At 72.5% G+C, this 12,397-nt stretch carries 15 protein-coding genes; 11 read left to right on the top strand and 4 right to left on the bottom strand.

The annotated features are described in order from the left end of the window. Positions 1-20: 20 nt before the first annotated feature. The 4 genes from ACPPVT_RS20095 to ACPPVT_RS20080 form a co-directional block, all read right to left on the bottom strand. Positions 21-347 (bottom strand): hypothetical protein, encoded by a 327-nt coding sequence (locus ACPPVT_RS20095; protein ID WP_426563414.1) that lies wholly within the window; start codon positions 345-347, stop codon positions 21-23. A gap of 124 nt (positions 348-471) precedes the next feature. Continuing rightward, positions 472-1,221: an amino acid ABC transporter ATP-binding protein gene (locus ACPPVT_RS20090; protein ID WP_426563412.1), complete on the bottom strand. Its 750-nt coding sequence runs from the start codon at positions 1,219-1,221 to the stop codon at positions 472-474. Next, entirely contained in the window at positions 1,218-2,066 is an 849-nt protein-coding gene (locus ACPPVT_RS20085) for an amino acid ABC transporter permease (RefSeq protein ID WP_426563410.1), read from the bottom strand. The genes ACPPVT_RS20090 and ACPPVT_RS20085 overlap by 4 nt, the downstream gene beginning before the upstream one ends. A gap of 10 nt (positions 2,067-2,076) precedes the next feature. Next, a complete protein-coding gene (locus ACPPVT_RS20080) occupies positions 2,077-2,955 on the bottom strand; it encodes an ABC transporter substrate-binding protein (RefSeq protein WP_426563408.1) in 879 nt (292 codons plus the stop codon). A 223-nt stretch (positions 2,956-3,178) separates the two neighbouring features. On the opposite strand from ACPPVT_RS20080, the gene ACPPVT_RS20075 reads away from it, so the two are divergent. From ACPPVT_RS20075 to ACPPVT_RS20025, 11 genes are all read left to right on the top strand, one after another. Beyond that, positions 3,179-3,775 carry an NADH-quinone oxidoreductase subunit B gene (locus ACPPVT_RS20075; RefSeq protein ID WP_426563406.1) on the top strand — a complete coding sequence of 199 codons (597 nt, stop codon included), beginning with the start codon at positions 3,179-3,181 and terminating at the stop codon, positions 3,773-3,775. Next, a complete protein-coding gene (locus ACPPVT_RS20070; protein WP_426563404.1) occupies positions 3,772-4,383 on the top strand; it encodes an NADH-quinone oxidoreductase subunit C in 612 nt (203 codons plus the stop codon). Before ACPPVT_RS20075 ends, ACPPVT_RS20070 begins: the two co-directional genes overlap by 4 nt. After that, positions 4,376-5,335, top strand: coding sequence for a complex I subunit 1/NuoH family protein (locus tag ACPPVT_RS20065; RefSeq protein ID WP_426563402.1), 960 nt, complete (start codon positions 4,376-4,378; stop codon positions 5,333-5,335). Before ACPPVT_RS20070 ends, ACPPVT_RS20065 begins: the two co-directional genes overlap by 8 nt. A gap of 39 nt (positions 5,336-5,374) precedes the next feature. Continuing rightward, positions 5,375-5,650 (top strand): type II toxin-antitoxin system Phd/YefM family antitoxin, encoded by a 276-nt coding sequence (locus ACPPVT_RS20060; RefSeq protein WP_426563400.1) that lies wholly within the window; start codon positions 5,375-5,377, stop codon positions 5,648-5,650. Next, positions 5,647-5,907, top strand: coding sequence for a type II toxin-antitoxin system RelE family toxin (locus ACPPVT_RS20055; protein WP_426563398.1), 261 nt, complete (start codon positions 5,647-5,649; stop codon positions 5,905-5,907). Before ACPPVT_RS20060 ends, ACPPVT_RS20055 begins: the two co-directional genes overlap by 4 nt. Before the next feature lie 83 nt (positions 5,908-5,990). Continuing rightward, on the top strand, positions 5,991-6,506 hold the full coding sequence (locus tag ACPPVT_RS20050) for a NuoI/complex I 23 kDa subunit family protein (RefSeq protein ID WP_426567216.1): 516 nt from the start codon (positions 5,991-5,993) through the stop codon (positions 6,504-6,506). Next, positions 6,503-7,012: an NADH-quinone oxidoreductase subunit J family protein gene (locus ACPPVT_RS20045; RefSeq protein WP_426563396.1), complete on the top strand. Its 510-nt coding sequence runs from the start codon at positions 6,503-6,505 to the stop codon at positions 7,010-7,012. Before ACPPVT_RS20050 ends, ACPPVT_RS20045 begins: the two co-directional genes overlap by 4 nt. Beyond that, positions 7,012-7,374 carry an NADH-quinone oxidoreductase subunit NuoK gene (gene nuoK / locus ACPPVT_RS20040; RefSeq protein ID WP_426563394.1) on the top strand — a complete coding sequence of 121 codons (363 nt, stop codon included), beginning with the start codon at positions 7,012-7,014 and terminating at the stop codon, positions 7,372-7,374. The genes ACPPVT_RS20045 and nuoK overlap by 1 nt, the downstream gene beginning before the upstream one ends. Beyond that, positions 7,371-9,302, top strand: a complete 1,932-nt coding sequence (locus ACPPVT_RS20035) for an NADH-quinone oxidoreductase subunit L (protein ID WP_426563392.1) — start codon at positions 7,371-7,373, stop codon at positions 9,300-9,302. The genes nuoK and ACPPVT_RS20035 overlap by 4 nt, the downstream gene beginning before the upstream one ends. Next, complete coding sequence (locus tag ACPPVT_RS20030; RefSeq protein WP_426563390.1) at positions 9,299-10,894, top strand: complex I subunit 4 family protein; 1,596 nt, start codon at positions 9,299-9,301, stop codon at positions 10,892-10,894. The genes ACPPVT_RS20035 and ACPPVT_RS20030 overlap by 4 nt, the downstream gene beginning before the upstream one ends. Next, positions 10,891-12,372, top strand: coding sequence for an NADH-quinone oxidoreductase subunit N (locus ACPPVT_RS20025; RefSeq protein WP_426563388.1), 1,482 nt, complete (start codon positions 10,891-10,893; stop codon positions 12,370-12,372). Before ACPPVT_RS20030 ends, ACPPVT_RS20025 begins: the two co-directional genes overlap by 4 nt. Positions 12,373-12,397 lie beyond the last annotated feature (25 nt).

Below are 12,397 nucleotides of genomic sequence, written 5' to 3'. Positions count from 1 at the left end.
GGGCCGTCAGGAGCCGCGGGTCAGACGTTGATCGGGCCGCCCGGGTCGGTGGGGTCGGTGGGGTCGGTGGGGTCGGTCGGGTCGGTCGGGTCGGTCGGGACGGCGCCGCAGCCGTCGCCCTTGTGGTAGCCGCCGTTCCCACCGCCGGCCGGGTCGCTGTGCGGGTGCCCGGTGCTGGAGTTGTGGCCGCAGTTGCCCCAGCCGTTGTCGCCGCCGTTGTCGGACGGAGCAACGGGGGTGACCTGTCCGCCGGGCCGCTGCGGCGTTCCCTGCGCGGCCAGTGCGGGGCTCGCCGCGCCTACGACCAGGGCCGCGCTCAAGCCCAGTGCCAGGGTGAAGGTTCGCATGTTCTCTCCTCGGGTCAGTCGAGACGTGGCGTCTCCTGCTGATCACCTCGGCGCCCGAATCGCCACCTGAAGCGGCGATCGGGGTGATCCGTCCTCCTCGTCCGGTCACTCTGCGTGATCGGAGTCAGAGCCGGCCGGAGTCCACCACTCGGCGCAGGAACTGCTGCGTCCTCGGCTCGCGCGGGTCGCCGAACACCTGCTCGGGCGGTCCGGACTCGCGGACCTGGCCGGCGTCCAGGAACACGACCTGATCGGCGACGTCGCGGGCGAAGGACATCTCGTGGGTCGCCATCAGCATCGTCATCCCGTCGCCCTTGAGGTCGCGCAGCATCGCGAGCACCTCGCCGACCAGCTCCGGGTCCAGCGCGCTGGTCACCTCGTCGAGCAGCATCAGCACCGGCTTCGTCGCCAGTGCGCGAGCCACCGCGACCCGCTGCTGCTGCCCGCCGGACAGCTCGTCCGGCCAGGCCTTCGCCTTGTCCTGCAACCCGACCCGGCGCAGCAGCGCCATCGCCTCGTCCTCGGCCTGGTCGCGGCTGGTGCCGTGCACCTTGCGCGGGGACAGCGTGATGTTGTCCAGCACCCGCAGGTGCGGGAACAGGTTGTAGGCCTGGAACACGATCCCGATCCGGGCCCGGACGGCGTCGGCGTCCACTCGCGGGTCGGTGATGTCGTCCCCCGCCAGCTCGATCACGCCGTCGTCCACCACCTCGAGCAGGTCGATGCAGCGCAGCAGCGTCGACTTGCCCGATCCTGACGCGCCGATCAGTGCGATGCACTGGTGCGGGTCGACGTCCAGGCCCAGGCCGTCCAGGACGACGTTGTCGCCGTAGGCCTTTCGCAGCCCGCTGACCCGCAGCAGGTGGTCGCTCACGGCACACCCCCCGCGCCCTGCCAGCCCTGCTTGCGGGCCACCCGGTCGGTCAGCCGCGTCAGCGGGATGGTCAGCAGGACGAAGCAGATGCCGGCCACGACGTACGGCGTGAAGCTGGCGTACTCGGCCTGCGCGATCTGCGCGGCCCGGATGGCGTCGATGACGCCGAGGATGGAGATCAGGCCGGAGTCCTTCTGCAGGCTGACCAGGTCGTTCAGCAGGGGTGGGACGACCCGCCGGACCGCCTGCGGCACAACGACATAGCGCATGGTCTGCGGGTAGGAGAGCCCGAGCCCCCGGGCGGCGGCCAGCTGGCTCGGGTGCACGGACTCGATGCCGGCCCGGAACACCTCGGCGACGTAGGACGAGTAGGTGAGTACCAGCGCCACGCAGCCGTAGAACAGCACGCTGCTCGGCAGGCCCTGCAGCCGCAGACCCGGCACGCCGAAGCCGACCAGCAGCAGCACCAGCAGGAGCGGCATGCCGCGAAAGAGGTCGACGTATGCCGTGGCGAAGGCCCGCATTGGGAAGAACACCGGCCCGCGCAGGGTGCGCATGATCGCCAGCGCCATCCCGAAGATCAGGATGAAGACGGCGCACACGACCATGATCCGGACGTTGAGCCACAGGCCGACCAGGATGTCAGGCAGCGACGCCTTGGCGACGTCCCAGTCGAAGAAGCTGGCCTTGACCCGCGGCCAGCCAGGGCTGTTGACCAGCACCGTGAGGACGACGGTGACGACGACCAGGGTGCTGACCAGGCCGATGACGGCCGACCGGACCGCTCGCCTTTGACGGTAGGCCAGCCGCTCGACCTGCCGCGCGGACGGCGCGTACGTGCTCACGCCGACGTCGTCACTTCAGGACGGGGGCGCCGGCGGTGCTGGTGAGCCACTGCTGCTCGAGCTTGTCGAGGGTGCCGTCGGCCCGCAGTGCGTCGACCGCCTGGGAGACGCAGGCGGTGAGCGCGCTGCCCTTGTCGAGCACCATGCCGAACTGCTCGGGCGTGCCGGTGGTGGGGATCTGGCCGACGAGCTTGCCGTCCTTCAGGTCCGCCGCGGCCAGGTAGAGGCCGGTGGGCAGGTCCACGACGAGCGCGTCGATCTGGCCGTTCAACAGTGCCGCCTTGGCGTCGTCGTTGGTGTTGTAGACGGCGACCTTCTGGTCGGGGGCGATGGTCTCGGTGGCGGCGGTGTAGCTGGTGGTGCCCACCTGGGCGCCGATCTTCAGCTTCTTCAGGTCGGCGATGCTGGCGGCGTTCTCGGCCTTGCTGCCCTTGACGGTCACGACGGCCTGGGCCACGTCGTAGTAGCCGGAGGAGAAGTCGAGGTTCTTCTTGCGCTCGTCGGTGATCGAGATCTGGTTGATGTCGACGTCGAACGCCTTCGGGCCCGGGGCGGTGGCCTGGTTGAAGCTCACGACCTCCCACTTGACGTCGGGCTGCGCGAAACCGAGCTTGTCGGCCACGGCGTACGCGACGGCCGACTCGAAGCCCTTGCCGTTGCTGGGGTCGTCATCCACGAACCACGGCTCGTAGGCGGGCTTGTCCGTGCCGACGGTGAAGGTGCCCTTGGTGTGGGTGGCCAGGGAGTCCTTGGTGCACGCGTTAGCACTGGCGGTGCCGGAGGACGCGGCCGACGGGCTGTCGTCCTGCGGGGCGCAGGCGCCGAGCGTGACGACGGCGGTGGCGGCGAGCGCGGCGACGAGGGGGAAGCGCAGGTGGGGGGCGGGCACGGCGTACTCCGGTGCTGGACGTGACGGGGGGTCACGACAACGGTACGAGCGAGCGAACGCGGCCCTGGCAATCGTCTCGCATGTCGGACGCCGGGCGCCCGATGTGCCAGGTGTGCGTCGATGGGTGCGCTCACCTGGTCGCGATCGCAGCCACCTGGGCGCACCCGTCGGTGCACCCGCGACTGCACGGACGACGCGGCGTGCGCGGCGCTAGGGTGACGGCGTGGCTGTCGACCTGCCCGCGCCGCGCGTGGGGCCCCTGTCCGAGGCCGCGCCGCGTCCGCTGCGGCTGGTGCTCAACTGGGGCCGCCGTTACAGCCTGTGGGTCTTCAACTTCGGCCTGGCCTGCTGCGCGATCGAGTTCATCGCGGCGTCGATGGCCCGGCACGACTTCATCCGGCTCGGCGTCATCCCGTTCGCGCCCGGCCCGCGGCAGGCCGACCTGATGGTGGTCAGCGGCACGGTCACCGACAAGATGGCACCGGCCATCAAGCGGCTGTACGACCAGATGCCCGAGCCCAAGTACGTGATCTCGTTCGGCGCGTGCAGCAACTCAGGCGGCCCCTACTGGGACTCCTACTGCGTCACCAAGGGCGTCGACCAGATCATCCCGGTGGACGTGTACGTGCCCGGCTGCCCGCCTCGGCCAGAGGCGCTGCTGCACGGAATCCTTCGGCTGCAGGAGAAGATCGCTGGCGAGAGCCTCAGTGGCGCCGCCATCGCCGAGCGTCGCCGTCCGCCGTCGGCCGCACAGGTCACCCGACCGCTGGTCGCCGCGGACGGCGGTGGCCCGCTCGAGCCCGCCGGCAGCCCCTCGTGAGCAGCCCGCAGGACGCGGGCGCCGGGCTGGCTGCGGCGCTCGGGCTGGACGACGTCCCGGCCTCCGCGGACGGTCAGGGCACGGTGTGCCTGGACGTCCCGGTCGATCGTTGGCACGACGCGCTGCGCTGGGCGCGCCAGGACCTCGGGCTGGACTTCTTCGACTGGCTGTCCGCGGTCGACGAGCCGGACGTCGAGCCGGCGTCGGTGGACGTCGTCGTGCACGTGGCCAGCTCGACCGCGCTGCCCGGGGGCGGGGTGCCGCGGCTGCTGCTGCGAACCCGGGTCCCGGCGTCCGCCCTGCGGTTGGCCAGCCTGACCGACCTGTGGCCGGGCGCGGCCTGGCATGAGCGCGAGACGCACGAGATGTTCGGCGTGGACTTCGCCGGGTTCGACGACGGCACCGGGCTCGGCCTGCGCCCACTGCTGCTGCCGGACGGCTTCCAGGGCACGCCGCTGCGCAAGGAGTTCGTGCTGGCGGCCAGGGCTAGCAAGCCGTGGCCGGGGGCCAAAGAGCCCGGCGAGAGCGACGCCGGCACCTCGCCGTCCCGGCGCAAGACGCTGCCGCCCGGCGTGCCGGACGCGACCTGGGGTCCACGCGATGAATGAGGCGCTGGAAGCCGTCGTCCGGGTGGTCGGCGTGCTGGCCGCGTTTCTGGTCCTGCCCCTGCTGGTCGGCCAGACCGAGCACAAGGTGATGGCGCACATGCAGGGTCGGCTCGGCCCGATGTACGCCGGCGGGTTCCACGGCTGGGCCCAGCTGGTCGCCGACGGCGTGAAGTTCGTGCAGAAGGAGGACGTGACGCCGGCCGCCGCGGACGGCAAGGTGTTCCGGCTCGCGCCCGCCGTCGCGCTGGTGCCGTACCTGGTCGCCATGGTGGCCATCCCGCTGTCGCCCACCGTGGTCGGCGCCGACTTGGACGCCGGCCTGCTGTTCGTGCTGGCGGTCAGCGCCGTCGGCGTGCTGGGCACGCTGATGGCCGGCTGGAGCAGTGCCAACAAGTACGCGCTGCTCGGTGGCCTGCGCACCGCCGCGCAGCTGCTCTCCTACGAGCTGCCGATCGTGCTGGCCGCGAGCAGCGTGGCGATGGCGGCGGGCACGCTGTCGCTGATCGGCATCGGCGAGGCCTGGCAGCCCTGGTGGCTGATCTGGCAGGCGCCCGCCTTGGTGTGCTTCGTGGTCGGCGGCGTCGCCGAGATCACCCGCCCGCCCTTCGACATGCCGGTCGCGGACTCCGAGATCGTGTTCGGGCCGTACACCGAGTACACCGGGCTGCGCTTCGCGTTCTTCCTGCTCAGCGAGTACGCCGGGATCGTGGTGCTGTCCGCGCTGACCGCGGTGCTGTTCCTCGGGGCCTGGCAGGGACCGTTCAGCGACACCCTCGGCTGGCTCTGGACGCTGCTCAAGACCGGGTTCGTCGCCGTGCTGGTGATCTGGATCCGGGTGGCCTGGCCGCGGCTGCGCGAGGACCAGCTGCAGCAGCTGGCGTGGAAGGTGCTCGTCCCGCTGGCCTTGCTTCAACTGGCCCTCACCGGCGTCGTGGTGGTGGCGATCGGATAGTCAGTTGTACATCATGCCCTCCAGTTGTACTGTTTGTACATGACCGCGACACCTGATGTGAGCATCTCTGCGGCGCGCAGTCACTTGGCGGAGATCGTCGACAGGGCCGAGCGTGAGCACCAGCCCGTGTTCATCGCCCGGCGAGGTCGCCGCGTCGCCGCCGTCATCTCCTCGCAAGACCTCGATCGCCTGCTCGAGCTCGCTGAGGACATGGCCGACATCCGCGCCGCTGCAAAGGCACGCGAGGAGATGGTCCAGACCCGCAGCGAGCCGGTCCCCTGGGAGGACGTCAAGGCGGACCTCGGGCTGGTATGACGAGCTACCGAGTCGTTCTCGCCCCCGCGGCAGCGCGCCAGCTACGCAAGTTCGACCCGCAGGTCCGGCGTCGGCTCCAGGCCGCCATCGAGTTGCTCGCAGACAATCCACGGCCCCCGGCCGCAACCCAGCTCGTCGGCGGCGCTGGCGAGTGGCGGGTGCGCACCGGCGACTACCGGGTGGTGTACGAGATCCATGACGACCAGGTGCTGGTCCTGGTGCTTCGCATGGCTCACCGCCGCGACGTGTACCGATGACCCGACGAGCCTGACAGGATGCTGCCGTGGATGAGCGCGAGCGCGACGCAGGGAGCCCCGCCGAGGCCGCGCGCCGCGACCGGATGATCCCCGGGCTGCTGAAGGGCCTGGCGGTCACCGCCAGAACGCTGGCCACCCCCAGCCACACCGCTGAGTACCCGGACGTCGCCCCGGACCTGCCGCCACGCAGCCGCGGGGTCATCGCGCTGCTGGAGGAGAACTGCACGGTCTGCATGCTGTGCGCCCGCGAGTGCCCCGACTGGTGCATCTACATCGACTCCAGCAAGCAGACCCTGCCGGCCACCACCGAGGGCGGGCGCGAGCGCCAGCGCAACGTCCTGGAACGCTTCGACATCGACTTCTCGCTCTGCATGTACTGCGGCATCTGCATCGAGGTCTGCCCGTTCGACGCGCTGCACTGGACCCCGCACTTCGAGTACGCCGAGCTGGACATCCGCGACCTGTTGCAGGGCAAGGAGCGGCTGGGCGAGTGGATGGCCACCGTCCCGCCGCCGCCCGCGGCCGACCCCGGCGCCGCCGAGCCCAAGGAGGTCGCCGCCGCCGCCCGCCCGGCCCGACCGCGCCGGGACGTCTCGTGACCAGCCGCGACGTGCTGTTCACCCTGCTCGGGCTGGTCGCCGGGGCGTCGGCCGTGCTGGCTGTGACGACCCGGCAGGTCGTGCACTCGGCGCTGTGGCTGGTCACCGCCCTCGGCGCGCTGGCCGGCTGCTACCTGGTGCTCGGCGCCGAGGTCGTCGCGCTGGTGCAGGTGCTGGTGTACGTCGGCGCCGTCGTGGTGCTGGTGCTGTTCGCGCTGATGCTGACCCGCGCGCCGATCGGTCGTTCGGACGAGGTGAACGCCGGCTGGGTGCAGCGGCTCGCCGCCGCGGTCTGCGCGGTCGCGGTGACCGGGCTGCTGGGCACCGCGCTGCTGCTGGCGGCCGGCGGTCGCGCCGTGGTGGTCGCCCCCGAACGCGGTGCGGCGCAACCCCTTGCGCGCTCGCTGTTCGGCGCCTGGGCACTGCCGTTCGAGCTGCTCTCGCTGCTGCTGCTGGCCGCCCTGGTCAGCGCGCTGGTGCTCTCCCGAGACGACCGGGAGCACTGATGCACCTGGCCCCCCCGATGGTGCTCGCCGCCGTGCTGGCCGGTGCCGGCGTGTACGGCGTCCTGGCGCGGCGCAACGCGGTGCTCGTCCTGGTCGGTCTCGAGCTGATCCTGAACTCGGCGAACCTGCTGCTGGTCACCTTCGACACCGCTTACGGCGACCAGCTGCACGGCGGGCAGGTGCTGGCCATCTTCGTGGTCACGATCGCGGCCGCCGAGGTGGGGCTGGCGCTCGCCGTGGTGATGCTGCTGTTCCGCCGTCGCGGTGACGTCGACCTGAGCGCCGCCCGCGACCTCGGCGAGGCGAGCACGGCGGTCGGAGCCGTCGACCAGGCACCGGCCGCTGCCGTGGACGTCAGGTGAGCGGGATCGCCCAGGCGGCCCGCCTCGTCGTCCTGCTACCGGCTCTGGCTGCGCTGTGCGGTCTGCTGCTGCCGCGCGGGGAGCGAGCGGGACAAGCGATCATCGCCGTGGTCGGTACGGGTGCCGCCCTGGTCGCGGCGATCAGCGAGCTGGTGCAGGTTCGCGACGGCGGTTTCGCGGTCGCCGTCCCGCTGCTGCCGCCGGTGCCCACCGGCGCGGGGACCATCGAGCTCGCCGTCCGCGCCGATGCGCTGAGCGCGGTGGTCGCCGTGATGGTCACCACCGTTGCGCTGTGCGTGCAGGTGTACTCGATCGCCTACCAGGCCAAGGACCCCCGCTACCGGGCGTTCGCCTCGACCGTCTCGCTGTTCACGGCCGCGATGCTGGTCGTCGTCCAGAGCGACGACCTGGTGCTGCTGCTGATCGGCTGGGAGGTCATGGGCCTGTGCTCGTACCTGCTGGTCGGGCACGAGAGCGAGCGGCAGGCGGCCCGCGCCGCGGCCGTGAAGGCGTTCCTGGTCACCCGGTTCGGCGACATCGGCTTCGTGCTCGGCATCATCGTGCTCTGGGTGGCCAGCGGGACGACGAGCATCAGCGTCCTGCTGCGCCCGCGCGAGCTGGCGTCGATCGGGACGACGACGCTGACCGTCGCCACCTTGCTGCTGGTGGTCGGGGTGATCGGCAAGTCCGCGCAGTTCCCGCTGCACACCTGGCTGCCGGACGCGATGGAGGGCCCGACGCCGGTGTCGGCGTTGATCCACGCGGCGACCATGGTGGCCGCCGGTGGCGTGGTGCTGGCCCGCCTGCTGCCCATGCTGTTGGCCGCGCCGGACACCCGCGCGACGCTCGCGGTGGTCACCGCGGTCACCATGCTGGGCGCTGCCCTGATCGCGTGTGTGCAGACCGACCTGAAGCGGGTGCTGGCCTGGTCGACGATCAGCCAGGTCGCGTACATCCTGGCCGCGATCGCGGTCACCACGCCCGAGCTCGGCCCGGCGCCGTCCCTGGTGCACCTGTTGTCCCACGCGGGTTTCAAGGCGCTGCTCTTCCTGTCGGCCGGGGCGCTGGCGCACCAGGTGCACAGCACTGCGCTCGGCGACCTCGCCGGTGCCGGGCGACGCTCGCCGCTGGTCGCGGTGCTGTTCACCCTGGGGCTCGCCTCGCTGGCGGGGGTACCGCCGTTGTCCGGCTACTGGTCCAAGGAGGCCGTGCTGGGAGCGGCGGAGGAGGGCATCCACGGCGCCCAGCCGTGGACCGGCGTCCTGGTGCTGGTCGTCGGTCTGGTCACCGGCCTGGTCACGGCTGCCTACTGCGCGCGGGCGTGGTGGCTGGTGGTCCGGGACACCCCGGCCGAGGCGCACCAGGAGATGGCCGAGGTCGCCGAGGCGGATCTGGCCGAGGACTCCGGTGCGACGGCGGTGGCTGCCGCGGAGGCCGGTGCCGTGCCGGTCGTGCCCGTTCCGGCCGCGATGACCGGGGTCCTGCTGGTGCTCGCGGTGCCGACCGTGGCCGGCGGGCTACTGCTGCTCGCCCCGATCATCCCGGGCACCGTGCATCTGGGTCCGGTGACCGCCCTGGTCGGCGCGTTGGCGTCGATCGCCGGTGTCGCTGGCACGGTGGCGCTGGCCGCGCGGGTGGGCGACCCCGCGTCCGTGCTGCCGGCCTGGGTGCAGCGGGTGCTGACGGCCGGCTTCGGGGTGGACGCCGCGCAGAGCCGGCTCGTGGTCCGGCCGGTTCGCGCGCTGGCCCGTCTGGTGACGGCCGGCGACCAGGACGTGGTGGACGCGTACGTGCGGGGGTCGGCGACGTCCAGCCGTTGGGCCGGGATCGCGTTGCGGCGCACGCAGACCGGCGTCACCACCGGCTACCTGACCTGGCTGGTCGCGGGCGCGCTGGTGGCGGTCGTGGTGGGGGTGGGGCTGCGATGAGCGACCTGCTGCTGCTCGCGGTCGGCCTGCCGCTGCTGGTCTCGCTCGGCCTGCTGCTGGCGCCCCGCGCGCTGGGCGAGCAGGTCGCCGCCGTGACCGGCGTCGTGACCAGCGCGGTCGTGCTGCTGTGCGCGGTGCTGATGCTGGCCGCCCGCCCGTGGCAGAGCCCCGGCCCGGCGCTGGAGATCGACTGGCCGTGGATCCCGACGCTCGGGGTCCGGCTGCACCTGGTGGTGGACGGCATCAGCTGGCCGCTGATCGTGCTGACCGCGGCGCTCGGGGTGGCCGTGACGGTGCACGCCGCGCGCCAGTCGCCGGTGGCCTCGCCCGAGGCGGTGGCCTCCGGCGACAGCGCCCCGACCGGCACGCTGCGATCGCTCGTGGTCGCGTTGCTGGCGGTCGAGGGTGGTGCGCTGGCCACCTTCACCGCGGCGGACGTCGTGCTGTTCTTCGTGGCCTTCGAGATCGTGCTGGTGCCGATGTGGGCGATCATCCGCTGGTGGGGTGACCCGCACGACGACGCCGGACGGCGCGACGCGGCGTCCCGCTTCGTGCTGTACACCGCGCTCGGGTCGGCTGTGATGCTGCTGGGCATCCTGGTGCTGGCGCTGGATACCGGGACGAGCGACCTGGTCGAGCTCGCCGCGGCGCACGGCACCGGGATGTCGCACACGACACAGCTCGTGGTCGCCGGGCTGCTGGTCGGTGGCCTGTCCGTGAAGGTGCCGGTCTGGCCGCTGCACACCTGGCTGCCGAGCGCGCACACCGCGGCGCCCACGGTCGGGTCGGTGCTGCTGGCCGGCGTGCTGCTGAAGATGGGCAGCTACGGCATGGTGCGGATCGTCGTCCCGACCGTGCCGCAGGGCTTTGCGCAGGTGGCGCCGTTCCTCGGGGCGCTCGGCGTGGTGGGGATCCTGTGGGGTGGGCTGGTCTGCCTGGTCGAGCGCGACCTGAAGCGGCTGATCGCCTACTCCTCGGTCGCGCACATGGGCTTCGTCGCCCTCGGCATCGCCTCCGGCACGCCGCAGGGGTTGCAGGGCGCGCTGTTCGCGAACGTGGCGCACGGAGTGATCACGGCGCTGCTGTTCCTGGTGGTCGGCGGCCTGAAGGACCGTACGGGCAGCGGCCGGCTGGACCGGGTTGGCCGCGGCCTTCGGGACGGCAGTCCGCACCTGGGCGCGCTGCTCGCGTTCGGTTGCGTCGCCGGCCTCGGGCTGCCGGGGCTCGCCGGATTCTGGGGCGAGCTGCTGGCAGTTTACGGCGCGTGGCAGGGGCCGCCGCAGGGTGACCTTGCCTTCTGGCGGACGCTCGCCGTGCTCGCCGTCGTCGGCACGGTGCTGGCTGCCGCCTATCTGCTGCGGGTGCTGCGGGTGGTCTGGCACGGCGTCCCCGAAGCCGGCCCCGAAGCCGCAACGTCCGACGAACCGGTCGCTGCAGCGTCCGTTCGCTCGGACGCGACGCGGGTAGAGGTGCTGGTGGGGACGTCGATGGTGGCGGTGACCGTGCTGCTCGGGCTGGTGCCCTGGCTGCTGCTGCGGATGACCGAACCCGGCGTCCTCGGCCTGCTCGCGATCGCGCGGGGTGGGGTGTGAGCGGGGTCCCGGCGGTCGATGCCGTCGCGCTGCTGCCCGCGCTGGCACCGGCGGTCGGCGCGGTACTCGTGCTCGCCGTGGACGCCGCCCTGCCCCGCGGGCGCGGGCGCCGGGTGCTGGACGTGCTGGCCGTGGCGTCGCTGCTGGTCGCCATCGGCTCGCTGGCCGTGCTGGGCGACAGCACCCGGCTGACCTTCTGCCATGGCAGCACCGCCGCCAGCTGCGGGTACGTCGCCGGTCGCCTGAGCTTCTCGCTCCAGATGGTCGTGCTGCTGTCCGCGCTGATCTGCCTGCTGCTCGCCCTGGCCGACGACGACCGGCCCGAGCTGCCGCGGGCCGAGATGCTGCTGCTCCTGCTCACCGCCACGGCGGGGGCCTGCGCACTGGCCGGCGCCCGCGACCTGGCCACGTTTGCGGTGGCGTTCGAGACGGCGTCCCTGCCGATCATCGGTCTGGTGGCGCTGCGCCGCGACAGCGTCGGCGCCGAGGCCGGGGTGAAGCTGCTGCTGACCGCGGTGCTCTCGTTCGGCCTGCTCGCCCTCGGCCTGGCCCTGCTCTACGCGTCGACCGGGTCGCTGATGCTCGGGGCGGGGGTCTCGGACCGGCTCGGCGACGTGCGGCTGCTGCACGGGCTCGGACTTGCCCTGGTCGTCGCCGGCGCGGCGTTCAAGCTCTCGCTGGTGCCGTTCCACCTCTGGACGCCGGACACCTACGCCGGCGCGCCACTGTCGGTGGCGGCGTTCCTGTCCACGGTGTCCAAGGCGGCCGGGTTGGCGGCCGTCGTGCTGGTGCTGGCGGTCGGCGCGCCGGAGCGCTCCGGGCTGTGGGCTGCGCCGGTCGGGGCGCTCGCCGTGCTGACCATGACGGTCGGCAATCTCGTCGCACTGCGGCAGAGCTCGGCGGTGCGGCTGCTCGCCTGGTCCACCGTCGCCCAGGCCGGGTGGGTGCTGCTGCCGCTGGCCGGTGCGGTCGGGCAGAGCCGCGTGCCGGGCGCGGTGTCGGCGTCCGTGGGGTACCTGTTCGCGTACGTGGCGGGGACGCTGACCGTGTTCGCGGTGGTGGCGCGCACCGCGAACCACGCGGACGGCGGCGCCGGGCACCGCCTGGACGCGTACGCCGGGCTGTGGCGGCGCGAGCCCGCCGTCGCGCTCGCCCTGGTGTTCGGGCTGCTCTGCCTGGCCGGCCTGCCACCCGGGATCGTGGGGCTGGTCGCCAAGGTGATCGCCCTCGTGCCGGTGGTCGGGGTCGGTGCGTGGTGGCTGGTTGCCGGTGCGGTGGCCAACGTCGTCCTCGGGGTGGCGGTGTACCTACGCTGGGCGGTGCAGATCTTCTCCGGCGGCGAGTCGGTCGAACGGTCGCCGATGACCCAGCGCTGGACGGGCCGGGTGGCGCTTTCCGTCGCCACGGCCGGCTGCATCGCGCTGTCCGTCCTGCCCGAAGGTGTGGTCGGCCTGCTGGCCGGGTCGGCAGTTCGCTGAGCGACCTCCCCCGCAGCGGGTGAGG

The sequence above is a fragment of the Angustibacter sp. McL0619 genome (genome assembly GCF_049994355.1).
In the GTDB taxonomy this organism is placed as follows: domain Bacteria; phylum Actinomycetota; class Actinomycetes; order Actinomycetales; family Angustibacteraceae; genus Angustibacter.
The sequence above is the reverse complement of the archived record's forward strand: the minus strand, read 5'-3'. Positions and strand labels throughout refer to the sequence as shown.